Genomic DNA, 26303 nt, shown 5'->3' with positions numbered 1-26303 from the left:
TTTTCTAAGTACATGCTGCTCATGTGTTGCTATTTCCGCTACAGTAGCGGAAATAGCAACGGCATCGCATCTGACATTTAAAAAAATCAAATAAATATTGATAATATTTCTCATTTTACCATGAGCAAAGATCGAAGCCTTATGAGTCCCTAAGTGCTGCAAACCAATCTCTCATTTCTCACCAAAAGAAGATGGTAAAAATTTTAGGCACCTTCTTAGGCACCAACGAAAAGTTGAATTAGACATTAATTCAATAAATTCATTTAATTACAAACTCAATTCAGACTCCGCCAGCCCACCAAACACCGGTGAAAGCCCTCAGCGCAAGCTGAGGGCTTTTTTGTGTCTATTGACCCGTCCTGAAAGCGTTGACACGTTCCAGACTTAGATCCGGAGAACGTGATGATAGCTGAATACGAACAGGCAGATTAATTTCCTGATAACTCTTTTTATTTAACAGTGAACGACCATGGTTAAATAATATCCCTACAAGCTTAAAATCGTCACGATAAAAATAAACGTATTTTTTAAATACATTCGTCATTTAAACGTTCGACATCGTTAGCCAGCCCACAATGCCGCATAGTGTAAAAATATCCAGTTAACTTCTCCATGAACAACTCTTGAATTTTCCTACTAAATACATATATTACGCATCCCGTTCAGTACATGGAATAACCTTTGATTTTTTTAATTGATATTGGAGTTACAAATGTCAAATAAGAAAATTTCGCGGAGCAATGGGGCAACAGGCCCCGTTAATAAGGTTGTCGCATGGTCAACAATCGCTTTGCAGGCTCTGTATCCTGCTCTTCTTAGCTTCACGCCAACCATCAGCCATGCGTCAGCCGTTAAGGCATCGCAGGCCGCCGCAGAACAGCAAGAACTGCGCGGCCTGTCTTCTCTCGCCGCGCAGGCTGGCAGAAGTATTGAAAACGGCCATACGGGCAGTTTTGCCGCCAATACCGTCTCAGCACAGGCAACGAAGGAGGTGGTAGAGTGGCTACAGAAGTACGGTAATGCCCGTATTCAACTCAACGTCGATGACGCTTTCTCGTTAAAAGATTCGGCGTTCGATTTCCTTTATCCGTGGATTGATACAAAGCAGCATGTTTTATTTAGCCAGACATCGCTTCACCGTACCGATGACAGAACCCAAACTAATATCGGTATGGGTTATCGCTATTTCACGGCGGATAATTCAATGCTGGGCGCAAACTTATTTTATGACTACGATTTAAGTCGTCATCACGCACGTATGGGTGCAGGCGTTGAGTATTGGCGAGATTATTTACGCGCAGGCGCAAATGCTTATTTAAGATTATCAAAATGGAAGGATTCCCACGATCTGGATGATTATCAGGAACGTCCGGCGGATGGATGGGATATCTATACCCAAGGTTGGTTGCCATCGTATCCGCAACTGGGCGCATCGCTTAAATATGAAAAGTATTACGGCAAGAATGTCGGCCTCTTTGGCAGCGATCATCTTCAGGAAAATCCGTACGCCTTTACAGGCGGGATCAGCTATACGCCGGTTCCGCTAGTTACGCTTTCCGCTGAACACAAGCAGGGGCAGAGCAATACTCATGATTCACGCTTCGGCATAGAGATTAACTATCGCCCCGGCATCCCGCTGGCGAAGCAGTTGGACGGCGACAATGTTGCGTTAATGCGCGAAGTTCAGCACGGACGCTACGATTTTGTCGAACGAAATAACAATATTGTTCTGGAATACCGCAAAAAATCGGTTCTGAAAATCCGCCTGCCTGAAAGCGTACAGGGGGAAGGTGGCGCCGTTATTCCGGTGACTATTTCGCTGGATAAATCCCACTGGGGCATTCAGTCGGTAGAGTGGAACGATAGCGCATTTACCGCCGCTGGCGGACGCATTTCCGGTAGCGGCACATCATGGCAACTGACGTTACCCGCTTATACACCAGGCGGCACTAATCACTGGCAAATCGGTGCAACGGCGCGAGATGTTAAAGGAAACGCCTCTAACTATGCGGTGATGGACGTGACGGTGACGAGGAGTTCGGCCTCTGTCGGCACAATGGATTTTACATTGAACGGCGAGCAGCAACCGATCATCGCTGCTGACGGGAAGTCACAGCATCCGGTTACGCTGGTGCTTAAAGATACCAATGGTAATCCGTTAACAGGGCTTGCACATGACATTGAGTTGTCTTTAGCGTTTACACCTGACGCACAGAGAAATCGTGAGCGTTCGGCACAGGCTCCAAAGCTTGGTGAAGTGCAGGAAACCCGCTCCGGGGTGTATACCGCCACGCTGACGCCGGGTTTAACGGCGGGGACGGCACGCATAACCGCTAAAGTTCTGGGTAAAACAGAAACCCTGACGGTGAAACTAAAAGCGGTTTCCGCCGAGGCGGCAAAATCGACATTCACGGTAATGCCCATGGAGCAGGTCGTTGGACACCCGATTAGCCTGGCGTTAGAAGCAAAAGATAAAGACGGGAATGCCATCACCGGCGACGACAGCTTACGTTTTTATGCAGTTTCAGCCAGCGGCGAGGTCCGTTTTACTGCCGTAGAAGAGAAAGACGGCGTGTACAGCGCTAAGGCAACGTCTGAACTGGCTCAGGCGACACGCATTGGTGTGACGTCACAAAAACATGATTTCTCCGGGCTGGAAAAACAAGCCAACTGGATTGCCGACAAAACGCAGCCGGTGGTGCAGGCTTTTAACCTGACCAGGGACAATGCGCTGGCGGATGGCAAACAGAGTAATGTCGCGGTCGTTACCCTGACCGACCGTTATGGGAACCCGCTGTCCGGATACACGGTCACCCTGGCGTTACCGCCACAGGTTAAGATCGCGAATGGGGAGAACGTTGTGAAGACCGATGCCAAAGGTGAAGCAAGATTCTCACTGACCAGTTCAACGCCGGGAACTTATGATATTACACTAAGCGCGGGGAACATCAGCTCATCGCTAAGCGTAACATTTGCCTCAGCAATGGAGGGGGCAACATTGTCTCTGACAGCCAAAGACAATGGCGTAATCACCAATATTGCAGCAAACGGCCGCGATGGTGCCACGCTTGAGATCATGCTCAACAATACCGCCGCGTCGGTTGAAGGGCAGAAAGTGGAGCTTATCGTAACGCCACAAGGGCTCGTGTACCCGGAGAAAATCACCACCAATAAAGACGGTTACGCGACGGTAACGTTAACTACGGTTAAGGCAGGTCATTACACCGTTAATGCCAGGGTTACAGATGGGCAGCACAGCGTTGAGTCCTCAAGCGTTGACCTGGAATTCGTACCTGATATTAACAGCGCAGTGCTGAATTTGACCGCACCGTCTGAGAGCATTGTGGCAAACGCATCAGCGGCACATGAAATTCAGGTACAGGTTGTCGACGGTGAAAACAACCCATTTAGTGGTGACGTGCACCTGACCAGTTCCCCTGCCAGTGGATTAAAACTGGGCCAGTCCGAACTGACATTGGATGAGAAAGGAATGGCATCAACAACCTTTATTGCCGCAGAAGCCGGGCACTATCAATTGCAGGCAACCTTCATCAAAGAGGGTAAACGCGTTACGGCGAGTAAGGCGATTGAGGTGGTATCGGATCTGCAAAATGCCGCGTTGACGATCGAACCGTCAACGACATCCGCCGTAGTCAGTGATGTGGATAACGTGGCGTTTACCCTGCATCTGACCGATACATCAGGGAACAGCGTCAGCAACCGTAAGCTGAAAATTACGGCTACAGGCCCATCGCCACGCGATCCTCTGGTGATTGACAATACGCTTGTCACCACCAATGGTTCCGGTACTGCGACTGTAAATGTCCACGGTAATAAGGCGGGTCGTTACACGCTGACCGCCACATTGGCTGAACACGGTAGCAATGTCTCGGCAAATGCTTCGCTAACGCTGAATGCCGATGCCCAGAATCCAGTACTCACTCTGGAGCAGGATCCTGGCTATGCCGTTGCCAACCTTGAGCCGGTAGGCTTTATGGCCCGGTTGCAGGATAAATTCGGTAACCCGTTAAACGGCAGTGTCGAATTTAGCGCAGGCAGCAAAGCCAAACCCGGCAGCGGAACCTTTACGATGACGCCGGATAAAACCAACTTTAAGTTAGGGAATGCTTACTCTGAACTGAGAACGGATACGGCCGGTGTAAGTTGGGTGAGAGCGAAGGCGACGACGGGAAATAAAACATTGGAAAAAGTACTCACCGTCTGGGTAGTTGAGAACCATCAACCAAATTCCTGATCGGGATATAAACAAAAGATAGCCGGGGTGTTTTCGAGAGCACCCCGGCTACTGCCATAACCTCAAATATATCGACGCTTGCATTATTCTCATGGCCAGGCGATCTATGAGAATAATGAGCACTTAAATAGCGCCAACCGTCATCCCATTCTTCCCCCTTTTACTCATCAAAAGGAGGGAAAAAAACGACTCGCAGTTAAAAAAGCCATTCATGACCTTACTTATCAACCGGATAATCCCTGTTAATCCACGCATGTTCATCTTCCCAGGTAAACATCCATTTGCGAACCGGGCCGGCCATCACGTTAAGGTAGTAACTGTCATATCCCGCCAGGGTTGCCACCGGGTGATACCCTTTCGGCACCATCACCACGTCGCGGTTATAGACTGCCATACACTCGTCAAGCGACCGGTCATCGGTGTAGACCCGTTGCATACAGAATCCCTGCGGCGGGTTGAGGCGATGGTAGTAAGTCTCCTCCAGATAGGTTTCCTGTGGGGGATTATCGGTGTCATGCTTATGGCTTGGGTAAGAACTGGTACAACCTTCGTTGGTCCACACCTCCACCACCAGCAGGCTATCTGCGGGTTTATCTTCCGGTAAGATGTTGTGCACGTAGCGCTGGTTGTGACCTTTGCCGCGCGCTTCCCCGTCAATATCCTTAGGTGCGATCAGCCGCGTTGGGTGCGTGCCTTTCCCCGGCGCAGCGCAGACTGCCAGCTCCAGTCTGGTCACCGCCTGAACCTGTATGGTTTCACCAGCAGTGACATAAACCGCCCACGGTTTGATCCGTTCGAACGGGCTCATCCGCTCACCGATATCCGTAAAAGTTGCGCCCGGCGTGGTGACGGTCGCGCGTCCGGCAACCAGTACCAGACAACGTTCTTCGCTGACGGCGGGCAGCGTAAGCTGCTGCCCTTCCTCCAGTTCATACGCTCTAAAGCCAACATATCCCCAACCGGCGCTTTCCGGTGTCACTGACTGCGTACACCCTTGCGCGTCCGGCTGCTGCCAGCGTGATAATAAACGTGACATATCACCTCCTCAGATAAGCCCGGCATCCCGTGCCAGACGGCTAAGGTTGTTATAGCCCAGACGCGCATACGTCAGCGGATGCGCGATAGCTGGATCCTGCTCCGCCTCCACCACCAGCCACCCCTGATACTGGTTCGCCTTCAGCAAGGCCATGATCGGCGGATAGTCAACGCAGCCATCTCCCGGCACGGTAAAGACGCCGCTCAGCACCGCATCAAGGAAGCTGGTTTTGCGGTTTTTGACATCCGCCAGCACGTCGGCACGTACGTCTTTGCAGTGAACATGGTTGATACGTGATGCCCAGCGCTGCGCCACAGCCAACGGATCGGCACCCGCAAAGGTCAAATGCCCGGTATCGAGCAACAAGCCAACTTCATCACCGGTATTCGTCATCAGATTATCCACATCTTCAGCAGATTCAATCACCGTTCCCATGTGGTGGTGATAGGCAATCTGTACCCCCTGCTGCTGGGTGTAGCGCGCAAACTCGGTGAGCTTTTCACCGTACTCTTGCCAGCGCTCTTGCGGGAAGCGCGGACGCAGATGTACCGGCGTCTGCTGCTCGCCGTGAATGCAGCCACTGACTTCGGCAAAGACCAGCACCTTCGCTCCCAGTTCGCGCAGTAACGTCAGATGTGACTGCACGGCGGCAATCTCCTCCTCCACGCTGCGTTCCAGCAGACGTCCGGAGTACCAGCCGGAAACCAGTTGCAGGTCGTGGTGCTGCAAAATGGGGCCGAGCAGTCGCGCCTCACGCGGGAATTTGTTGCCCAGTTCGAAACCAGCAAATCCAGCCTCTTTGCCCTCGCTCAGACACGTATCAAGCGACGTCTCAGCGCCCAGTGAAGGAAGATCGTCATTCGTCCATGTCAGTGGATTAATACCTAATTGTACCGTCATCATCTTCTCCTGAATTATGCTTGTCCGCGCTCGCGCCACCAGGCGATAAGCTGCAGGTAGTTATCTTTAATGCGCGTCACCAGCTGCGCATCGTCAATATCGTGTTTCAACCACGCGCGGGAAGCGTCGCCGAACAGCGTGCGTCCCACGGCAAATCCTTTCACCACCCCATGACCCGCAGCCGCTTTAAAATCAGCACACAGTTGCTCTGCCGGTGCGTCCAGACCCAGGATCACCACGCCACGGCAGTGCGGATCGCGCCGTTCGATAATGTCACTCAACGCCGTCCAGCCAGCAGAAGTCAGCGGTGGGAGTTTCCACCAGTCGGGGTAGATCCCTAAGTTGTAGAAGCGGGAAATGGCGCGCAAATACAGTTCATCACTGCGCGGCATACTGGCCGGTAAAATCACCTCCAGCAGCAGCTCATGACCGGACTGGCAACAGGCGCGGTACACCTCAGCGATTTTCTGTTCTTGCTCCAGACGCAACGCGTGGGCATCTTCCGGATGGAAAAAGACCAGACACTTCACCACATGCTCCTGCGGCCAACTGATGAGCTGCGAACCTATATTGCCGTGTTCCATCTCCAGCGGGCGCGACCCCGGCAGTTCGATAGGGCGACCAATCCACCAGCCCTCTCCGGTTATCGCATTCAGCGCATCCTGACCAAACGTACCATCGCAGAGTAGCCCGGCCTTGCCCTCCAGCCCGGCGCTGTTGGCCGCTTCACGGCTGGCCTGCAAAATAAGCTGTTTCAATGCCGGAATACGCTTCAAAGACGCGCCGCACTGCAACGCCATCTCTTCCAGTTGGCTACGGTGATCGAAGGCCATTACGCATAGCTCTGGCCATGTGCGACGACGGGTCGTCACGCGATGCAAATGATTGAGATGCGGATCGAGATCCGGACGCGGAACCTCTGCAGCGCGAGAAAGATAATCATCAAGCTCAACTTTGCTCGGCATCGCCGGTGCACAGCCGTGACGCGACACCACCAGCGCACCGCAGGCATTGGCGTAGCGGCATGCCTGCTCCCATCCCTCATCGTTGAGATAGCCGCGCAGCAGACCGGACATAAACGCATCCCCCGCCCCCAGCACGTTCAGCACCTCTACGCGTACGCCGGTGACCGTCAGGCCATCGTCCAGCCGGGCCGGGATGGCGTCGGTATACACCGAGCAGCCGAGCGCACCGCGCTTGCAGACCAGCGTCGCGTGACTCACAGCGCGAACCTGCGACAGCGCCTGCAGCGTATCGGTACTGCCGCCCGCGATATGAAACTCCTCCTCGGTGCCGACAATCACATCAAAAAGATGCAGCACCTCCTGTAACTGGCGGGTGACCTGTTCGGCGGCGATAAAGCGCGTTTCGCCGTCGCCTAAAGAAGTAAGCCCCCACAGTACCGGGCGATAGTCGATATCCAGCGCCGTACGCACGCCGTGACGTCGGGCGTAAGCGAGCGCAGTCAACACCGCCTCACGGGTTTGCGGATGAGAAAGATGTGTCCCGGTGATGGCAAGACAACGAGCAGAAGCGATGTACTGTTCATCAACATCGCTGGCGGTAATCGCCATATCCGCGCAGTTATCACGGTAAAAAATCAGTGGGAAGGTGTCCCGGTCTTTAATGCCGAGTAGCACCAGCGCCGTCAGGCGATCTTTATCAGTGATCAGGTGGCTGGTATCGCAGCCTACCTGGTTTAATTCTTCACGCAGGAAACGCCCCATATGTTCGTCGCCAACGCGCGCCAGCATTGAAGAACGCAATCCCTGGCGTGCCGTGCCGTAAGCCACGTTGCCGGACGAACCCCCAAGATATTTGGCAAAGCTCGACACATCTTCCAGGCGCGCGCCAATTTGCTGACTGTAGAGGTCAACCGCCACGCGGCCCATGCATATCACATCAAACTGCTTTTCCACGTTGATACCTCTTCAGACAATGTCGTTCACGTTCAGCCAGCGGCCTTCCTGGTGCGAGAGTGCGATAGCGTCAAGCACGCGCGACACCTTCCAGCCCTCTTCAAAGTCCGGCCACATCGGTGCATCGGCGGCAATGCCGTCCACCAGGTCGCGTACTTCTACTGTTTTCTGGTCGTTAAAGCCGATACCATGCCCGGCTCCCATGCAAAACGCGCCGTAGTCCGGGTGCGCCGGGCCAACCAGTAAAGTGCGAAACCCCTGGCGGTTGACCGGATCGTCATGCAGATAGAGCTTCAGCTCTGCCATGCGCTCCTGGGTAAAACTGATAGTTCCTTTGGTCCCGGTAATCACATACGACAACCCCATCTTGCGGCCACAGGCAACGCGCGAGGTTTCAATCACCCCTTGCGCACCGCCTGCAAAGCGCACCATCGCGTGGGCCTGATCTTCGTTTTCTACCGTCACCATTTGCGAAGAACCGACTTTCGCCGGACGCTGTGGCACCACGATCTTCAGGTCGCCGCAGACCTGATGAATATCCCCAACCAGGTACTGCGCCATATTGACGATATGTGCCGCCAGATCGCCCAGCGCCCCAAGCCCAGCGGTCTCTTTAAAACAGTGCCAATGGATCGGCGCAAGCGGATCGGCCATGTAGTCTTCGTTGTGGGTGCCGTAGAAATGGATCACCTCGCCAATTTCTCCGCGCGCAATGATCTCTTTCGCCAGTTGCGCCGTTGGGTTCTTCATATAGTTGAACCCCACCAGGGTTTTCACTCCTGCCCGTTGTGCAGCCTCAACCATTTCACGTGCGTCGTGGGCGTTCAGCGCCAACGGCTTTTCTGAGTACACATGCTTGCCATGGCGAATCGCTTCCAGCGCCATCTCTTTGTGCAGATGATTAGGAGAACAGATATCCACGACATCAATGGCCGGGTCAGCCACCAGCGCACGCCAGTCTCCGGTTGAGCGATTGAAGCCAAACGCCTGCGCCCGCTCGGCGGCCAGCTCTGGAGAGACTTCCGCCACCATTTCGCGCACCAGCTTGCCGCGCAGGTTAAACACCGTCGGGGCCTGGGCATAGGCGATGGCATGCGCCTTCCCGATATACCCGGTGCCAATCAATCCAATACGAACTTCTTTCATCATGACCCTCACAATGCGCCGCGACGGCTCTTGGCGTAGGTATCGAACGCCACCGCCAGAACGATAATTAAGCCGGTAATAATTTGTTGGTAGTAAGCCGAGACGTTCATCAGCACCAGACCGTTAATCAGGATGCCCATGATGATCGAGCCGATAATGGTGCCGCCAATACGCCCGTAGCCGCCCATCAGTGAGGTACCGCCAATGACCACCGAGGCGATAACGCGTAGCTCAAACGAGATCCCGGCGACCGCTTCTGCACTGCCCAACCGTGCGCTGAGAATGAAGCCCGCCAGTCCTGCCAGACAGCCAATTAACACGTAGACGCTCACCAGCACGCGCTTCACGTTAACCCCTGCCAGACGCGCCGCCTCCGGGTTGCCGCCGATGGCGTACACGAAGCGCCCCCAGCGGGTTTTATGCAGCGCCAGATAACCGCCTACCGCCACCAGCGCGAATATCCAGATTGGAATGGAGATACCGAGCAGTTCGCCACGTCCCCACCAGCGGTATCCCGCGTCGAAACCGGCAATTGGCGCGCCGTCGTTAATCACCAGCGTCAGGCCGCGCCAGATAGTCATCCCGCCGAGGGTGACGATAAACGGCGGCAGACGCAGGCGGGTCACGCCGAGGCCATGCAGAAAACCAATCGCGGTGCCCATCGCCATACAGATACCAAGGCCAATCAGCCAGCTCATGCCGCCCCAGGCGTTCGGGTCGACGGTGGTGAAGTTGTCCCCTTTAATCACATACGCCGCGGTCATGGCGCACACTGCCAGAATAGAACCTACGGAGAGGTCGATCCCGGCGGTCAGAATGACAAACGTCATACCGACGGCCATGATCCCGTAGATGGAGACTTCGGTCAGAATGTTGAAAATATTGCGTTCAGAAAGAAAATTGCTGTTCTGCAACTGAAAGAAAATCAGCAGCAGGATCATGAAAATCAGTACCCCAAAGCGCTCAAAAAAGGCAATGGGATCAAGACGTCCGCCGCGTTTGGCTGGAACCTGCGTTTTAGAAATAATCTGCGTCATGAATCACTCCGTTATGCCGCATTCAGGGCGTTGTGGTTGATGGCCATCATCGTCATTAGCCGCTCTTCGTTGGCGTCGTCGCCGTGGATCTCGCCGGTCACCCGGCCTTCACTTAGCGTGATGATCCGATCGGAAACTGCCATGACTTCCGGCAGATCGGAGGAGATCACGATCACCGCTACGCCCTTTTTCGCCATATCAAACAGCACCTGATGGACTTCTGATTTGGTGCCAACATCGATGCCGCGCGTTGGTTCATCCACGATCAACACTCGCGGATTAAGCGCCATGCAGCGCGCGAGGATCACTTTTTGCTGGTTCCCACCGGAGAGCTTGCGCACCTCTTGCGCGCTGTTGACCATTTTGATCTGCAGCGCCTGGCGGTATGACTCGATCAGGGCATCCTCTTTGCGGGTATTCACGAACCAGCGCCAGTGCAGTAGTGACGAGAGGCTGGAGAGCGACAGGTTGTCGCGGATCGACAGCCCAAGCACCGCGCCCTCTTTTTTACGATCTTCCGGTACCAGCGCCAGCCCCTGATCCAGCGCAAACAGCGGATCGCGCGGCTGATATGGCACGCCATCAAGTTCAAAGCTGCCGGAAGTAAAACTGTCGGCGCCAAACAGGCAGCGGGCCACTTCGGTGCGCCCGGCACCCACCAGTCCGGCAATGCCTAACACTTCGCCAGCATGCACGTGGAAGCTAATGTCGTGCAGCGCGATACCATGCGGATCCAGCGGCGGTTTTTCGCGGCTAAGCCCCTTCACCGCCAGACGCACAGGTTTATCTTCATGGTGAGTTTCGCTGGCCGGACGGCGATTAAAGGCCACATCGCGCCCCACCATCAGGCGGATCAGCTGTTCTACGGTGGTCTGTGCAACTGCGCCATTCCCGGTGAATCGTCCATCCTGGAAAACAGTGAACTGGTCGCAGAGTTGAAAAACTTCATGCAGGCGATGGGTGACGTAGATAATGCTCACGCCACGCCCTTTAAGTTCCCGCACCACACGATGCAGGCTTTCTACTTCGCTGTCGCTCAGCGCGGCGGAAGGTTCATCCATAATGATCAGCTTTGCGTTCAGCGTCAGCGCTCGCGCAATTTCCACCATTTGCTGCTGCGCCACACTCAGTCGGGCCACGGCCGTGGTTGGCGCAACGTTCAGTTGCAGGTAATCCAGAATCACCTGCGCTTCCTGATTTACCGCCTTTTCGTCAACAATCAGATTGCGTTTACGCGGTTCGCGACCGAGGAACATATTCTCGGCGACGGTCATATTGGGCAGCAGATTAAATTCCTGATAAATCGTGATAATGCCCTTGTTCTGCCGCTCAACCGGAGAGTCTTCTACCAGCAATGTTTCGCCGTTGAACCAAATATCCCCGCGTGTTTGCGGCTGTGCACCCGCCAGCGCTTTCAGCAGGGTCGATTTTCCGGCACCGTTCTCACCTAACAGCGCATGAATTTCGCCTGCTCCGACGGTCAGCTGTGCGCTGCTCAGCGCCCAAACGCCGGAAAAGCTTTTCGCCAGGTCGGTCACTTTTAGTAAGGGTTGCGACATCGGTCTGCTCCTCCTCATAGAGAGCCGCCACTTGTGCGGCGGCTGCGGACATATCAGTTACCGGCCTCACTAATACGCTCGGCCTGCTGCAGGTTCTCTTTGGTGATAAGCGTTGGCGGGTAGTCAGCCCCGGTGATCGCCGTCTTCTCACGGACGTTATTCACCAACTGGCTCATGGCCGTTTTCACCGCAAAGCCAGGACGCTGATCCGCCGTCACTGCCAGCCAGCCGTCGCGCACACGCGCCAGTGCTTCCGGCACGGCATCGAAGCCCGTGACCAGAACTTCACCCGGTTTCAGTCCTTGTCCCTGTAACGCTTCAATCGCGCCCAACGCCATATCGTCGTTAGCGGAGAGGATCACCTGCGGACGCTTCGGCAAAGAAGGCAGAACGCTTTCGACAATGCGCATCCCTTCAGAACGCATCCAGTTACCGGTCTGATCAGCAACGATCTTGTACTTTTCACCACCCGCCTTCAGGCTGTCGCGAATGCCTTTAGTACGTTCAATGTTGGAGGAGGAACCTGGCTGGCCGGTCAGCAGAATAATGTCTGCCCCGTCAGGGAATTTGGTTTTGACAAAGTCGCCAATCGCCTGACCGCCTTTGTAGTTGTTCGCGCCGAAGTGCGGCACTTTTTTCTGGCTGTCAACGGAGCGGTCGAGGGTAACAACGGGCAGTTTCGCATCCTGAATTTCATCTACCGCGCTGGACACCGCGTTGACATCGTTTGGTGAAACAATAAAGCCCTGTGCGCCACGAGTTATGGCGTTTTCCAGGTCAGCGACCTGTTTTGGCGAGCTACCCTGCCCGTCCAGGACCTGTAAATTCACGCCCATCTCTTTTGCGGCTTTCACCGCCGTGCGCTGCATGTGAACTTCAAATGGCATCGCCAGGTTTGGCGTACTGAAAACAATTTGCTCGTTTTCAGCAATGGCTGCCCCGGATGTCATGGCGATGAGGACAGCTAAGATCAGTTTTTTCATTATTATGTCTCTCTGTGTAGGGTAGGTTGTGGTGACAATCAGAGGAGAACTTCACGCTGGCTATGCAGTGACTCCAGCGCTTTATCCGCCAGATACAGCGCACGCTCGCCATCGTCCCCGCTGCAATCAGGGACCGCTTCGCCGCGCAGTACCGCAACAAAGTGTTCCCATTCCGCGGCATAGGCCGATTTATAACGCTGCAGGAAGAAATGTTCAGGTAACGCGCTGGTGCAGCCGGTCTTCGCGTAGTGCTGCACCTGATTTTCGAGAATGTTGCCCGCGCACAGCAGCCCTTCAGAGCCGTGCAGCTCAAGGCGCTGATCGTATCCGTAAGAAGAACGGCGGCTGTTGACGATGGTTGCCATCGCACCGGATGAATATTTCAGTACGATGAGCGCGGTATCGATATCGCCCGCTTCGCCAATCGCCGGATCCACCAGATTGCTGCCCTGGGCATACACCGAAACCGGCTCTTCGCCCATGATAAAGCGCGCCATATCAAAATCGTGGATGGTCATATCGCGGAACATACCGCCGGACACACGCACGTATTCCGCAGGAGGCGGAGACGGGTCGCGGGAGATGATCAGCAGCGATTCCGGCTTTCCGATACGCCCGGCCAGTGCGTCAGTTTTCACACGGCGAAACTGTGGATCGAAGCGGCGGTTGAAACCGATAAACAACGGTACGTCGTACTCTTTGACCACTTTCAGGCAGTCGCGTACACGGGCCAGATCCAGGTGGACCGGCTTTTCACAGAAGATGGCTTTGCCGTGGCGGGCGGCCATTTCAATCAGATCCGCGTGGGTATCGGTCGCGGAGGCAATCAGCACGGCGTGAACGTTAGGGTCCGTCATCGCCTCATCCAGGCTTTGCAAACGAGCCTGGTACTGTGTGGCAAGACGGGTGGCAAATTCCTGATTCGGGTCGACGACGGACCAGAGGGTAGTGGCACTGTGACTGGCAATGTTAGCTGCATGTACCTGGCCAATTCGGCCAGCGCCCAGTAAAGCAATGTTAAACATAACGGCTCCCGGTGTTGGTGAATGCGATGAACTAACGACCCCTTAAATAAAACATTTATTTCATTTTTATAAATAGTGAAAATTATGTTTTTGGGTGCAAGTTAACACTTTTGAGATGAGTGAGATAAAATCTGTTATCAATATCACAACATAACAACAGGGAAGATGCAGGAATTGGCCCCCTTCCGTTCAGGAAGGAGGCGATGGATGAAGAGAAAGGAAAAATGAAATGAAAATTTCGTTGTCGCAGGTTACCGGATGACAGCGCTAACGACTTATCAGGCCAGGGGGGTGGAATCCGCTGTAGGCCGGATAAGCGCAGCGCCATCCGGCATTAATCGCTTTTAGTACTGACGTGCGTTTTTCACCTGCTCAAACGTCTGCTCAGCCGCTTTTCGCACCGACGGAGATTCTGCCACCTGCGCATCGCCAGTGCGCCACCAGGAGGCATAGTCGTGGGTCATGGTTTTCGGCAGGACTTTGATATCCAGCAGCACAGGTCCCGAATGCGCACGCGAGGCTTCCAGCGCCGCCAGCAGGCTTTGCTCGTCATGTACACGCCATGCCCGACAGCCGTAGCTTTCCGCGTTTTTAGCAAAATCGACCTTCACCAACGGCCCATCCAACCGTCCGGTTTGCGGATTACGGTGACGGTTTTCCGTACCGAAGCTCCCCATCCCATGCCCCATCTGCAGGTTGTTAATACACCCGAAGCTGGCGTTATCAAACAGCAGGATAGTGACTTTTATCCCCTCCTGGACGGCGGTTTGTAGTTCGGAATGCAGCATCATGTACGAGCCATCCCCCACCATGGCATATACCGGCTGCTGCGGCTTCGCCAGCCTGGCTCCAATAGCAGCCGCAATCTCATAGCCCATACAGGAGTAACCGTATTCCAGGTGATAGCTGTCCGGGGTTTTGACCTGCCAGATACGCTGTAAATCGCCAGGTAGCGATCCGGCGGCCCCTACGACGATAGCGTTATCTTCAATGTGCTGATTGATAAGCCCCAGCACCTTCGTCTGGGTCAACCGGGTGTTTAGCGTGTTGCCATATTCCGCCAGCTGAGCGTCAAGATGCCCAGCCACTTCGGGTTCGTCGTCGGGACGCCAGTCGCGCTCCCATAAACGTTGGCACTCATCGCGCCAGGCCTCTTGCGCCTGCGCGACCTCCTTCCCCCAATCGCTGCGGTAGTCTTTCAGTGTTTCAGTTAATGCCGTAAGCCCGGTACGGGCGTCGGCGATAAGCGCAGTGGCATCAAGCTTCAGTGCGTCAAACTCCGCCACGTTCAGCAGCAGGAACTCAACCTCCGGATGAGAAAACAGCGCTTTCGAACCGGTGGTAAAGTCGGTGAGGCGCGTACCGATGCCGATCACCAGATCGGCTTGCGGTGCGAGCTGATTCGCTGCCATCCCGCCAGTTACCCCAATACCTCCGAGGTTAAGTGGGTGGTCACTAACCAGCGCTCCCTTTCCGGCCTGAGTTTCGGCAAATGGCAGTTGCAGCGTTTCAACAAACGTACGAAACGCCTCATGCGCGCCGGAATATCGTACCCCGCCGCCGCATACCACCAGCGGACGGCGTTTGCGGGCAATCAGCGCCCGCGCCATCGCCAGACGCTGCGGGTCGGGCGGTCGACGTTCGATCAAATGAACGCGGCGCGCAAAGAAGCTCTGCGGATAGTCCCAGGCTTCCCCCTGCACATCCTGTGGCAGGCAAATAGTTACGGCACCAGTATCTGCGGGGTCAGTAAGCGTTCGCATCGCGTTTAGCATCGCGCTCATTAACTGCTCCGGTCGGTTAATCCGGTCCCAGTAACGCGAGACCGGGCGGAAGCAGTCGTTGGTACTGATGCCAAGGTCATGGTATTGCTCAATTTGCTGCAATACCGGGTCCGGCTGACGACTGGCGTAGACATCGCCAGGCAACAGCAGCAGCGGAATACGGTTCGCCGTCGCGGTTGCCGCGGCGGTGACCATGTTTGCCGCTCCCGGCCCAACCGATGACGTCACGGCAAAAATACGCTGGCGCCGATGCTGTTTGGCGAATCCGGTCGCCATGTGCGCAATTCCCTGCTCATTACATCCCTGCATCACCTGCAAATGACCGGGTGCCTGCTCCAGCGCCTGGCCAATGCCAAGCACGTTACCGTGACCAAAGATGGTGGCGACGCCCTCGACAAAGGGCGTTTCCACGCCATCGACACAGATATATTGTTGATTAAGGAATTTGACCAGCGCCTGAGCCATGGTCATACGTTCGGTTTGCATAAACCCTCCTGTCAGCCCAGCGTTGGCATGGAGAACGCGGCCCCTGTGTCCTGCAGCATCTCCGGCCAGCGTGCGGTGACGGTTTTCATCCGGGTGTAGAAGCGCACGCCATCGTTACCATGAACGTTCAGCGCACCAAAAATAGACCGCTTCCAGCCGCCAAAACTGTGGAACGCCATCGGCACCGGAATTGGAACGTTTACGCCCACCATGCCCGCCTGCACTTCTTCGCAGAAGCGACGCGCACAGCCGCCGTCACGTGTGAAAATTGCCGTGCCATTACCATATTCATGACGGTTAATCAGTTCCACCGCGCTGCTGTAATCTGCTACGCGCACCACAGAAAGCACCGGTCCAAAAATCTCTTCTTTATAGATGGTCATCTCCGGCGTGACGTTATCAAACAGGGTCGGCCCGACAAAATAACCCTGCTCATGGCCTTTAACGCTAAAACGTCGACCATCCACGCGCAGGCTGGCCCCCTGCGATTCCCCACTGTCGATATAACCGAGCACTTTATTACGGTGTACCGAGGAGATAAGCGGCCCCATTTCATTTTCAGGTGTCTGATCAAGCCCCGGCCCGACACGCAGCGCCGCAATCTGTTTTTCCAGTCTCGAGCACAGCTCATCTGCCGTTTTGTCTCCTACCGCCAGCACGACCGAAAGTGCCATGCAGCGTTCACCCGCCGCGCCGTAAGCGGCCCCCATAATGGCGTTGGTTGCCATATCCATGTCGGCATCCGGCATTAAAATGCAGTGATTTTTAGCGCCACCTAACGCCTGACAACGCTTACCGTGGGCCGAGGCGGTCTGATAAATGTATTCCGCAATCGGCGTAGAGCCGACAAAGCTCACGGCCTGCACGCGCGGGTCAGTTAACAGAACGTCAACGGACTCTTTGTCCCCCTGCACGACGTTGAACACGCCGTCCGGCAATCCGGCTTCTTGCAGCAGTTTCGCCAGTGCCAGAGCGAGAGAAGGGTCTTTTTCTGAGGGTTTCAGCACGAAGGTATTCCCGGTTGCCAGCGCGATGGGGAACATCCACATCGGTACCATTGCCGGAAAGTTAAACGGCGTGATCCCGACGCAAACCCCGAGCGGTTGCATCAGCGAATGGCTATCGACGCCGGTACCTACGTTGGCTGAGTGTTCGCCCTTTTGCAGATGTGGGATGCCACAGGCAAACTCCACCACTTCCAGGCCGCGGGTCAGTTCACCAACTGCGTCAGAGAATACCTTGCCATGCTCTTCGCTGATGATGCGAGCCAGCCTCTCCATGTTTTCTTCCAACAGCGCCTTAAAGCGGAACATCACTCGCGCACGTTTTAACGGAGAATGGCGCGCCCACCCGGGGAATGCGTCGTGCGCTGCCGCAATGGCTTGCTCGGTTTCCTGTGTCGTACTCATCACCACCAGGCGGATCTGCTCGCCGGTGGCCGGGTTGAAGATTGCCTGAACGCGCTGGCCTGAACCGGTGACACATTCGCCGTGGATAAAATTCGCTACTGTCTCCATCCTTAACCTCTCGCTGTTGATACGTGACTGTTACCTGAACACTGTTATCTGTGTACTATATATGAAACAAACATTCCATTTTAAGTTGAAATAAAATAAATAATGATTAATGTGATCAAGGATGGGTTTTTATGTTAACAAGCGGAATCGCATGATTAGCGTGCACTGGCATAACGTTTCAGCGGACGACAAGCCTGAAGCTTTTGTTTCGTTTTTACAGCCAGATGAATGAGTGACATTTCAAAGACGCGGTTTTGCGTTTAGAATCATAAAACTATGTACCAGGAGGTAAAATGACAACAGCAACCAGCCTGAACGAGCTGCAGCAGCAAATCCGCGATCGCTACGATAGCCTGAGTAAGAGGCTGCAGCAGGTGTCCCGCTATGTGCTGGATAATACCAATAGCGTGGCCTTTGATACGGTTGCCGTCATTGCTGAACGTGCCGGAGTGCCACCCTCTACGCTGATCCGCTTCGCCAACGCCTTTGACTTCACCGGCTTCAACGAAATGAAACAGCTGTTTCGTATGAACCTGGTAGAGGAAACCGCCAGCTACAGCGACCGCGCGCGCATGTTCCGTGAGATGGAAAGCGAAGCCGTACCGGAAACCCCGCTCGATATCCTGCAGGAGTTCGCCCGTTCGAATACCCAGGCGCTCCAGCAGCTGGCAGCCCGTGCCGAACCTGAAATGTTGGAACGCGCCGTACAATTGCTGGCAGAAGCCGACACCATTTACATCGCTGGTCTGCGTCGTTCGTTTAGCGTAGCGGCCTATCTCACCTACGCCCTGAGCCATCTTGAGTGTCGCCCTATTCTGCTCGACGGAATGGGCGGAATGCTGCGCGAGCAGATTAGCCGCATCAAAGCGCACGATATCGTGGTGTCGATTAGCTTCTCGCCTTATGCGGAAGAAACAGTGATGGTCAGCGAAACTGCGGCCAATGCCGGCGCGCGCCAGATCGTGATTACCGACAGTCAGATAAGCCCGCTGGCCACGTTCAGCGATCTCTGCTTTGTGGTGAAAGAGGCGCAGGTTGACGCGTTTCGATCCCAGTCTGCGACGCTGTGCCTGGTGCAGTCGCTAGTGGTGGCGCTGGCTTACCGTCTGGGTGACGGGAGTAATGAACGCGGTCATTCTGTCGGGTGATGAGCACCGCAAAAATTGACGATCCGCTTTATTACATTCCCGCCAGCGTGACGTGAAACCGTGATGTCTGCCGTTACTTTTATGGTCGTTGAAAATATCGCCCTTATTCAGCGACCAGATAAAATACAATCCGTTATTGCCATAAGCTACAATTATATTAATATTAGATAATCAACAATGCGTATGCTGACAATAATACGCAAAGGTTTACTATAGACCTGTCTTTTTTAAGCAGGAAAGTAAAATGAAAAATACAAAAGGGTTGATGATTATTGCCCTTGCTTTCACCCTGGCATCATGTGCTTCCATTCCTGAGAATATCAAAGGTAATAATCAACCCGATATCCAAAAAAACTTTATCTCCGTGCATAACCAGCCCGGTTTATATACCGGACAGCAGGCCCGCTTTGGCGGTAAAGTCATCAATGTGATTAACACCAAAAAAGATACGTTGCTGGAAATCGCCGTTTTGCCACTGAATGACTCTGCTAAGCCACAAATAGACGCGAGCTATCAGGGACGTATTCTTGCCCAGCAGAAAGGTTTCCTCGACCCGGTAAACTACAGAAACCATTTCGTGACTATTTTGGGAACAATTCAAGGAGATGAGTCAGGATTCATCAACAAAGTCCCATACAACTTTGTTAAAGTTGATTTACAAGGAATCCAGGTTTGGCATTTAACTGAGTCTGTCAACACCACCTATAACATGTGGGATTATGGTTACGGCGCATTCTGGCCTGAGCCGATGTGGGGAGCGCCTTACTACGCCAGTACAGTCACTCAGGTAACTCCGGAGCTAGTGAAATAATCCCAGAGGTAAGATGGCGTGACTATATTCCGGAGTCAGGTGTTGGCAAACAACCCTTCTCATCACCCCGCGTTTATCTTATTGCGCCATCCTGCTTCATGGGATCCTTCGCTTAACATGCATTCTTCCTGTTACATATAATTTTTAACCGCTAATTCTTTAGCGAAGAAATGGGCTTTACCCTTCTCATGCCTGACCATCTTTTGTTATTTACCGACAACTCCCCCACCCTGCATGCAATAAAAGAACATTTGTGTTTACACATTATTCAGGGATTACTATGAACAGAAAATGCTTACTGTTGATACCATTATTCTTTAGCAGCATCATCATCACCGCCTGCGATAATAAACCTGCAGTAAAAACCGCCATGGAGCCCGAGGTCGGCGTTGTTACCTTAGCGCCCTCCTCTGTAAATATTAAAAGTGAACTTCCGGGTCGCGCGCTTGCGTTCGAGATTGCCGAAATCCGCCCTCAGGTTGGTGGGATCATCATAAAACGCAACTTTGTTGAAGGTGATAAAGTCAGCAAAGGAGAATCACTGTATCAAATTGATCCTGCCCCGCTGCAGGCACGACTGGACTCAGCCAAAGGCGCGTTGGCAAAGGCACAGGCTACCGCCAATAATGTTCGTCTGACACTCAATCGGCAGTCAGCATTAATAAAATCTAATTACGTCAGCCGCCAGGACTATGACACGACGCGTTCACAGCTTAATGAAGCGCAAGCCAATGTTGCCGTCGCTAAAGCGGATCTTGAACAAGCCACCATCAATCTTCGATACGCCAATGTTACCTCGCCCATTGATGGCATTAGCGGCAAATCTTCCGTGACCGTGGGTGCCCTGGTTACTGCCAATCAGGAAAACGCGCTGGTCACCGTTCAGAGATTAGATCCGATTTATGTTGATTTAACCCAGTCAGTACAGGACTTCTTACGCCTGAAAGAAGAGAAAGCCAACGGCCAAATCGCCCAGCAACAAGGCAAAATTCCGGTTGAGCTGATGCTGGAAAACGGCAAGCCCTATCGCCATACCGGTACGCTTGAGTTTTCCGATCCCGCTGTTGATGAGACCACCGGTTCGGTAACCCTGCGCGCCGTATTTCCCAATCCTGAAGGTGAAATTTTACCCGGTATGTATGTCACGGCGTTGCTGGACGAAGGCAGTCAACAAAACGTGTTGATGGTCCCCCAGCAAGGAATTACGCATAACGAGCAAGGAAAAGCCACCGCGCTGATCCTTGACCAGGAAAACGTAGTGCAACTGCGTGAAATAAACGCAGTGAAGGCCGTTGGTAATCAATGGTTAGTGACCGCGGGATTACGTCCTGGCGATCGGGTCATTGTGTCCGGATTACAAAGAATTCGTCCGGGAATCAAAGCCCGGGTCCTCCCTTCAAAACTGAACACATCTGACACGGTAGCTGAACAGTAATATTTCAGGCATTAAGGACACTTTCTTCATGGCCAACTTTGTTATTGAGCGCCCGGTTTTCGCCTGGGTGCTCGCTATTATCATGATGTTTACGGGCGGTATCGCGATAATGAACCTGCCTGTCGCCCAATATCCACAAATTGCGCCCCCAACCATTACCATCAGCGCTGCCTACCCAGGGGCTGACGCAAAGACCGTTGAAGACTCCGTCACCCAGGTGATTGAACAGAATATGAATGGTCTTGATGGCCTGATGTATATGTCATCCACCAGCGATGCGGCAGGTAATGCCTCGATTATCCTGACCTTCAAAACGGGTACGTCACCCGATATTGCGCAGGTTCAGGTACAGAATAAACTACAGCTGGCGATGCCTTCCTTGCCACAGGAAGTACAACAGCAAGGGATCAGCGTTGATAAATCTAGCAGCAATATATTAATGGTCGCCGGTTTTATCTCTGATAATAACAGCCTGAGCCAATATGATATTGCCGACTATGTGGCCTCGAACATTAAAGATCCGCTAAGCCGCACTGCCGGGGTGGGGAGCGTACAGTTATTCGGTTCGCAATACGCCATGCGCATCTGGTTGGATCCGCAAAAGCTCGACAAGTATAACCTCACTCCCGAGGACGTCATTACCCAGCTCAAAGTGCAGAATAATCAGATATCTGGCGGGCAGTTGGGGGGCATGCCTCAGTCAGCCGATCAGCAGTTAAATGCGTCGATAATCGTCCAGACGCGTCTGCAAACAACCGATGAATTTGGCAAGATCTTCCTTAAAGTTCAGCAAGATGGTTCTCAGGTTCTGCTGCGCGATGTCGCGCGCATTGAGCTGGGTGCGGAAAATTATGCAACGGTTGCACGTTACAACGGCAAACCCGCCGCCGGGATTGCGATTAAACTTGCCGCTGGCGCCAATGCCCTGGCAACGTCCCAGGCGGTCAAACAAGAGCTGAACAGATTATCGGCCTGGTTTCCGGCTAGTATGAAAACCGTTTATCCCTATGACACCACGCCGTTTATCGAGATTTCGATTCAGGGTGTTTTTCATACTTTGATCGAGGCAATCATTCTGGTATTCCTCGTCATGTATCTGTTTTTGCAAAGTTTCCGTGCGACGCTTATCCCCACTATCGCCGTTCCGGTGGTTATCCTCGGAACCTTTGCAATACTCGACGTTGCCGGTTTTTCGATTAACACGCTCACGATGTTTGGCATGGTGCTGGCGATAGGGCTGTTAGTCGATGATGCCATCGTGGTGGTTGAGAACGTAGAACGTATTATTGCCGAAGAGCACTTGTCACCAAAAGCGGCGACGCATAAAGCGATGGGTCAGCTCCAGAGAGCACTGGTCGGTATTGCCGTCGTCTTATCCGCCGTGTTTATGCCAATGGCATTTATGAGCGGGGCAACGGGTGAGATTTTCCGTCAGTTTTCCATCACCTTAATTTCCTCCATGCTGCTGTCGGTGTTCGTGGCGATGAGCCTGACGCCCGCACTCTGCGCCATGCTGTTAAAATCCCACGAGGGAGAAAAAGAAAACACCCATTTTCTGTTTACCCGTTTCAATCACTTCATGGAGAAATGCACCCATCACTACACGGACAGCACCCGTAGGCTGTTACGTTGCACCGGCCGTTATATGGTCGTCTATTTAGTCATTGGCGCTGGCATGATGGTGCTGTTTCTCCGTACTCCTACCTCCTTTTTGCCTGAAGAAGATCAGGGCGTATTCATGACCACGGCACAATTGCCTTCGGGTTCAACGATGGTGAACACCAGCAAAGTGCTCGGAGAAATAACCGACTACTACCTGACGAAAGAGCAGAAAAACGTTGCTTCTGTTTTTACCGTTGGCGGATTTGGCTTCAGCGGACAGGGGCAAAATAACGGTCTGGCGTTTATCAGCCTGAAACCGTGGTCAGAACGTGTTGGCGAAGAAAACTCGGTTACCGCCATCATTCGCCGGGCAATGATGGCTTTAAGCACCATTAATAATGCCGTCGTTTATCCGTTCAATTTACCCGCAGTCGCGGAATTGGGTACCGCTTCAGGTTTTGATATGGAGCTGCTGGATAACGGTAATCTTGGGCATGAAAAAATGATGCAGGCCCGCAACCAGCTCCTGGCTTTGGCCAGCCAGTCACCCGATGAAGTTAACGGAGTGCGCCCAAATGGGCTGGAAGATACGCCGATGTTCCGCATTCACGTCAACGCCAAAAAGGCTGAAGCTATGGGCGTTGCGTTATCGGATATTAATCAGACCATCTCCACCGCGTTTGGTAGTCGCTATGTCAATGATTTCCTGAACCAGGGGCGCGTAAAAAAAGTGTATGTCCAGGCCGATACACCGTTCCGTATGTTGCCGGACAATATCAACCACTGGTACGTACGTAACGCCTCCGGTTCCATGACGCCGCTCTCCGCCTACTCATCCACCGAGTGGACCTACGGTTCTCCTCGCCTTGAACGCTACAACGGTCAACCCGCAATGGAAATTCTGGGCCAGCCGGTCGAAGGGAAAAGCAGCGGTGATGCGATGAAATTTATGGCATCGCTGATTAATAAACTGCCCGCAGGCGTCGGCTATGCCTGGACCGGTCTGTCTTATCAGGAGGCGCTATCCACAAACCAGGCACCAATGCTGTACGGCATTTCGCTGATCGTCGTGTTTCTGGCGCTGGCGGCACTGTATGAAAGCTGGTCGATCCCGTTCTCGGTGATGCTGGTTGTGCCAATCGGGGTGGTCGGCGCTTTGCTGGCTACCGATCTGCGTGGCCTGAGCAATGATGTTTATTTCCAGGTCGGCCTGCTCACCACCATGGGGCTGTCGGCTAAAAACGCCATTCTGATCGTCGAGTTTGCCGTCGAGATTATGCAGAAAGAAGGGAAAACGCCGCTTGAGGCTGCGGTGGAAGCCGCGCAAATGCGCTTACGTCCAATTCTGATGACCTCACTGGCCTTCATCCTAGGGGTTATTCCACTGGCAATAAGCAACGGCGCGGGCTCTGGTGCGCAAAATGCCGTCGGTACGGGGGTTATCGGTGGGATGCTGGCCGCGACGGTACTGGCAATCTATTTTGTTCCAGTGTTCTTTGTCCTCGTTGAAAATACGTTAACGCGATTTAAAGCTCGACGCTGATCCCCTGCCCTCTCCCTGGGTTTAGATTATTCAATTCCCAGGGATGGGGCTTCGTTTGTCAGGTCTACAGTTATTAGCGGGCACGGCTATCCAGCGAGTTTCTCGTGGATAGCAGGGTAAGCATTACGCGGATTTTTTATAAGGAACGACTGAGGGTAGGAACAGAGGTTGTCAATTCTAACTAAAGCCAGGCTATCAAAACGGTTAATCAATAGTGCAGACCGGAACCTTTCAGATTTACAGCCAGTTCACCCAGTTTTGTATTTGGATGCTGATGGCACATTTTAACCATTTTCGGTACAGCTTCCGTTTCCACCTCATGCAGGGGTACATAATCATCGCCTTTAAAGTCAGAATTTTTATTAACAATCACAAAGGCAATTGCCGTCTTGTATTGCTGACTCATATCAACAAATTCTTTACAGGTCATATCTTGTGGCGCAGCTTCCGTTGCCTGAGTAGCCAAAGCACGGGTCATTGGTGCCATAACAGAGGTCACAAGAATAGCCGCAGAAACCATCATTTTAATATTCACTATGCGCTCCAGAGTTAGCATTAATTTTTATCGGCGAGCTTATCAGTTTTAACCAGCGTCGCATTTCTACGCAGACTGATAAAAGCTAAAGAACTAAAGATCATCTCGACACCAATAAAAATTGAGGTAAATACATACGATCTGTCGGGATCCATATTCAGCCATACGCCGGCAATAAGCAGGTCAAAAATACCAATAAAAATGTTCCATCCATAACCCGGACTACGGAACAGTTTGACCCCAGAGGCGATACGAAAAATCCCCCCCAGAATAAACAGGCAGCAAAATACCATTGCCAGTGAATTCATGCCTATCACAGGATTCACGAGGAAACAGTAACCCAGCAGTAACCACGCGATAGCAAAAAAGGCATAGGTAAATTTGGCTTTCAGTTGCTTTTTACCTGAACTAAACAGGCTATAAATAGAATAGAAACCACATACCAGGAACATAAAACCGGTTGCATAGCTTAAATAAACACCTGCAGCAATCGGATAAATCAAGCAGCAGATGCCACAAATCAACATCAACACCGCCATAATCGTCGCGTGCTTTTTATAATGAACGAGTGTTTTTTCATTAAACGCTCTCAGGCTACGCTGATTAAAAACAAACATACATCCTCCGTTATATATAAACGCAATGTAACCTGTTGACACAATAATTATTACTCACTCAACATATGTTACTTACAGTGGAATGATAAGACTTCCACTAAGGAAGCGTATATAAGAACAAGAGAATGTCGCTATGCGTATATTCCTACACATGTCAGACATCTGACACTTGTAGGATTAAACGGTCATTATTCTATCTTGGCTCTGATTCCTCTCTTTAACATTATTTAATATGCTTATTGCGTTTGGTGACATATACCAAATTTATTCAGGAGAAAGTAATGAAAAAGATTATTCTTGCGGGTGTGCTTGCAACCATGATGGGTTCAGCACCAGTGATGGCTGCTACTGCTACCACAACCACTCCGGCGCAAGCTGCTACCGCAAATGTACAAAAAGAAGCTGCCGATGTTATGCAGGTCGCAGTGCAAGGCGCAAATGCGATGCGTGATATTCAGCTTGCTCGTCTGGCCCTGTTTCATGGACAGCCTGACAGCGCTAAAAAATTAACCGATGACGCGGCTTCCCTGCTGGCTGGCGACAGCAAAGATTGGGCGAAATTTGTAAAAGCTGCGCCTAAAGCCAAGATGATTGACGATCAGTACGTGGTTATTAACGCTACGGTCGCGCTGTCAGAAGACTATATTGCGACTCCGGCCAAAGAATCCGCTATCAAAACAGCGAATGGCAAAATGGCCAAAGGCGACTGGAAAGGTGCAGTGGATACTCTGCAACTGGCTGGTATCAGCGTGCTTCAGACCCAATACCTGATGCCTCTGAATCAGACTCGTAAAGCCGTTGCCAGCGCGCAAAAACTGCTGACTTCCGGTAAATACTATGAAGCAAACCTTGTGTTAAAAGGCGCTGAAGATGGCATTGTGGTCGATAGCGAGATGATCGGCGCAGGCCAGTAGTACTCAGCACTACGGAGTGTTGAACCAGGACTTTCTCTCCTGATCGGGCAG

18 protein-coding genes are annotated in these 26303 nt (G+C 52.8%); 6 read left to right on the top strand and 12 right to left on the bottom strand.

Annotation, left to right across the window (positions count from 1 at the left end; genetic code table 11):
• The first annotated feature begins 712 nt into the window (after nucleotides 1-712).
• The gene (locus SK35_RS05900; protein WP_048215742.1) at nucleotides 713-4255 is read left to right on the top strand and encodes an inverse autotransporter beta domain-containing protein; all 3543 of its coding nucleotides are present in this window, start codon (nucleotides 713-715) and stop codon (nucleotides 4253-4255) included.
• Nucleotides 4256-4472: 217 nt separating this feature from the next.
• Here SK35_RS05900 and iolB read toward each other — a convergent pair whose 3' ends face one another.
• The 10 genes from iolB to SK35_RS05850 form a co-directional block, all read right to left on the bottom strand.
• Complete coding sequence (gene iolB / locus SK35_RS05895; protein ID WP_048215741.1) at nucleotides 4473-5291, bottom strand: 5-deoxy-glucuronate isomerase; 819 nt, start codon at nucleotides 5289-5291, stop codon at nucleotides 4473-4475.
• A 9-nt stretch (nucleotides 5292-5300) separates the two neighbouring features.
• Nucleotides 5301-6191, bottom strand: coding sequence for a myo-inosose-2 dehydratase (iolE, locus tag SK35_RS05890; RefSeq protein ID WP_020996280.1), 891 nt, complete (start codon nucleotides 6189-6191; stop codon nucleotides 5301-5303).
• A gap of 14 nt (nucleotides 6192-6205) precedes the next feature.
• Nucleotides 6206-8110 (bottom strand): bifunctional 5-dehydro-2-deoxygluconokinase/5-dehydro-2-deoxyphosphogluconate aldolase, encoded by a 1905-nt coding sequence (locus SK35_RS05885; protein WP_048215740.1) that lies wholly within the window; start codon nucleotides 8108-8110, stop codon nucleotides 6206-6208.
• Between the two features lie 12 nt (nucleotides 8111-8122).
• Complete coding sequence (locus SK35_RS05880; RefSeq protein WP_048215739.1) at nucleotides 8123-9256, bottom strand: Gfo/Idh/MocA family protein; 1134 nt, start codon at nucleotides 9254-9256, stop codon at nucleotides 8123-8125.
• Nucleotides 9257-9264: 8 nt separating this feature from the next.
• The gene (locus SK35_RS05875) at nucleotides 9265-10293 is read right to left on the bottom strand and encodes an ABC transporter permease (protein ID WP_003826102.1); all 1029 of its coding nucleotides are present in this window, start codon (nucleotides 10291-10293) and stop codon (nucleotides 9265-9267) included.
• Nucleotides 10294-10304: 11 nt separating this feature from the next.
• Nucleotides 10305-11852, bottom strand: coding sequence for a sugar ABC transporter ATP-binding protein (locus SK35_RS05870; RefSeq protein WP_048215738.1), 1548 nt, complete (start codon nucleotides 11850-11852; stop codon nucleotides 10305-10307).
• A gap of 53 nt (nucleotides 11853-11905) precedes the next feature.
• Nucleotides 11906-12835 carry a sugar ABC transporter substrate-binding protein gene (locus SK35_RS05865; protein ID WP_003839787.1) on the bottom strand — a complete coding sequence of 310 codons (930 nt, stop codon included), beginning with the start codon at nucleotides 12833-12835 and terminating at the stop codon, nucleotides 11906-11908.
• A 38-nt stretch (nucleotides 12836-12873) separates the two neighbouring features.
• On the bottom strand, nucleotides 12874-13860 hold the full coding sequence (gene iolG, locus SK35_RS05860; RefSeq protein WP_048215737.1) for an inositol 2-dehydrogenase: 987 nt from the start codon (nucleotides 13858-13860) through the stop codon (nucleotides 12874-12876).
• A gap of 344 nt (nucleotides 13861-14204) precedes the next feature.
• Nucleotides 14205-16130 carry a 3D-(3,5/4)-trihydroxycyclohexane-1,2-dione acylhydrolase (decyclizing) gene (gene iolD / locus SK35_RS05855; protein WP_048215736.1) on the bottom strand — a complete coding sequence of 642 codons (1926 nt, stop codon included), beginning with the start codon at nucleotides 16128-16130 and terminating at the stop codon, nucleotides 14205-14207.
• Between the two features lie 11 nt (nucleotides 16131-16141).
• Nucleotides 16142-17647, bottom strand: a complete 1506-nt coding sequence (locus tag SK35_RS05850) for a CoA-acylating methylmalonate-semialdehyde dehydrogenase (protein WP_048215735.1) — start codon at nucleotides 17645-17647, stop codon at nucleotides 16142-16144.
• A gap of 293 nt (nucleotides 17648-17940) precedes the next feature.
• On the opposite strand from SK35_RS05850, the gene SK35_RS05845 reads away from it, so the two are divergent.
• The 4 genes from SK35_RS05845 (at nucleotide 17941) to SK35_RS05830 (ending at nucleotide 24186) form a co-directional block, all read left to right on the top strand.
• Nucleotides 17941-18795, top strand: a complete 855-nt coding sequence (locus SK35_RS05845; protein WP_048215734.1) for a MurR/RpiR family transcriptional regulator — start codon at nucleotides 17941-17943, stop codon at nucleotides 18793-18795.
• Between the two features lie 244 nt (nucleotides 18796-19039).
• On the top strand, nucleotides 19040-19606 hold the full coding sequence (locus tag SK35_RS05840) for a Slp family lipoprotein (RefSeq protein WP_048215733.1): 567 nt from the start codon (nucleotides 19040-19042) through the stop codon (nucleotides 19604-19606).
• A 280-nt stretch (nucleotides 19607-19886) separates the two neighbouring features.
• Nucleotides 19887-21041 (top strand): efflux RND transporter periplasmic adaptor subunit, encoded by a 1155-nt coding sequence (locus SK35_RS05835; RefSeq protein WP_048215732.1) that lies wholly within the window; start codon nucleotides 19887-19889, stop codon nucleotides 21039-21041.
• 28 nt (nucleotides 21042-21069) lie between these two features.
• Complete coding sequence (locus tag SK35_RS05830) at nucleotides 21070-24186, top strand: efflux RND transporter permease subunit (RefSeq protein WP_048215731.1); 3117 nt, start codon at nucleotides 21070-21072, stop codon at nucleotides 24184-24186.
• Nucleotides 24187-24394: 208 nt separating this feature from the next.
• Here the strand turns inward: SK35_RS05830 and SK35_RS05825 are convergent, their stop codons facing one another.
• Nucleotides 24395-24742 (bottom strand): HdeA/HdeB family chaperone, encoded by a 348-nt coding sequence (locus tag SK35_RS05825; protein WP_020996283.1) that lies wholly within the window; start codon nucleotides 24740-24742, stop codon nucleotides 24395-24397.
• Nucleotides 24742-25338, bottom strand: a complete 597-nt coding sequence (locus SK35_RS05820; RefSeq protein WP_003826082.1) for a DUF308 domain-containing protein — start codon at nucleotides 25336-25338, stop codon at nucleotides 24742-24744. The genes SK35_RS05825 and SK35_RS05820 overlap by 1 nt, the downstream gene beginning before the upstream one ends.
• 281 nt (nucleotides 25339-25619) lie before the next feature.
• Here SK35_RS05820 and SK35_RS05815 point away from each other — a divergent pair, with 281 nt between their 5' ends.
• A complete protein-coding gene (locus SK35_RS05815) occupies nucleotides 25620-26252 on the top strand; it encodes a YfdX family protein (RefSeq protein WP_003826081.1) in 633 nt (210 codons plus the stop codon).
• Nucleotides 26253-26303: the final 51 nt, after the last annotated feature.

Origin of the sequence: Citrobacter sp. MGH105 (assembly GCF_001037485.2) — a bacterium.
Classification (GTDB): domain Bacteria; phylum Pseudomonadota; class Gammaproteobacteria; order Enterobacterales; family Enterobacteriaceae; genus Citrobacter; species Citrobacter portucalensis.
The sequence above is the reverse complement of the archived record's forward strand: the minus strand, read 5'-3'. Positions and strand labels throughout refer to the sequence as shown.

Bases quoted from the DNA above. Each gene is read 5' to 3' on its own strand.
- SK35_RS05900 (WP_048215742.1), top strand. From the start codon at position 713: ATGTCAAATAAGAAAATTTCGCGGAGCAATGGGGCAACAGGCCCCGTT.
- iolB (WP_048215741.1), bottom strand. From the start codon at position 5,291: ATGTCACGTTTATTATCACGCTGGCAGCAGCCGGACGCGCAAGGGTGT.
- iolE (WP_020996280.1), bottom strand. From the start codon at position 6,191: ATGACGGTACAATTAGGTATTAATCCACTGACATGGACGAATGACGAT.
- SK35_RS05880 (WP_048215739.1), bottom strand. From the start codon at position 9,256: ATGAAAGAAGTTCGTATTGGATTGATTGGCACCGGGTATATCGGGAAG.
- SK35_RS05875 (WP_003826102.1), bottom strand. From the start codon at position 10,293: ATGACGCAGATTATTTCTAAAACGCAGGTTCCAGCCAAACGCGGCGGA.
- SK35_RS05870 (WP_048215738.1), bottom strand. From the start codon at position 11,852: ATGTCGCAACCCTTACTAAAAGTGACCGACCTGGCGAAAAGCTTTTCC.
- SK35_RS05865 (WP_003839787.1), bottom strand. From the start codon at position 12,835: ATGAAAAAACTGATCTTAGCTGTCCTCATCGCCATGACATCCGGGGCA.
- iolG (WP_048215737.1), bottom strand. From the start codon at position 13,860: ATGTTTAACATTGCTTTACTGGGCGCTGGCCGAATTGGCCAGGTACAT.
- iolD (WP_048215736.1), bottom strand. From the start codon at position 16,130: ATGCAAACCGAACGTATGACCATGGCTCAGGCGCTGGTCAAATTCCTT.
- SK35_RS05850 (WP_048215735.1), bottom strand. From the start codon at position 17,647: ATGGAGACAGTAGCGAATTTTATCCACGGCGAATGTGTCACCGGTTCA.
- SK35_RS05845 (WP_048215734.1), top strand. From the start codon at position 17,941: ATGACAACAGCAACCAGCCTGAACGAGCTGCAGCAGCAAATCCGCGAT.
- SK35_RS05840 (WP_048215733.1), top strand. From the start codon at position 19,040: ATGAAAAATACAAAAGGGTTGATGATTATTGCCCTTGCTTTCACCCTG.
- SK35_RS05835 (WP_048215732.1), top strand. From the start codon at position 19,887: ATGAACAGAAAATGCTTACTGTTGATACCATTATTCTTTAGCAGCATC.
- SK35_RS05830 (WP_048215731.1), top strand. From the start codon at position 21,070: ATGGCCAACTTTGTTATTGAGCGCCCGGTTTTCGCCTGGGTGCTCGCT.
- SK35_RS05825 (WP_020996283.1), bottom strand. From the start codon at position 24,742: ATGCTAACTCTGGAGCGCATAGTGAATATTAAAATGATGGTTTCTGCG.
- SK35_RS05820 (WP_003826082.1), bottom strand. From the start codon at position 25,338: ATGTTTGTTTTTAATCAGCGTAGCCTGAGAGCGTTTAATGAAAAAACA.
- SK35_RS05815 (WP_003826081.1), top strand. From the start codon at position 25,620: ATGAAAAAGATTATTCTTGCGGGTGTGCTTGCAACCATGATGGGTTCA.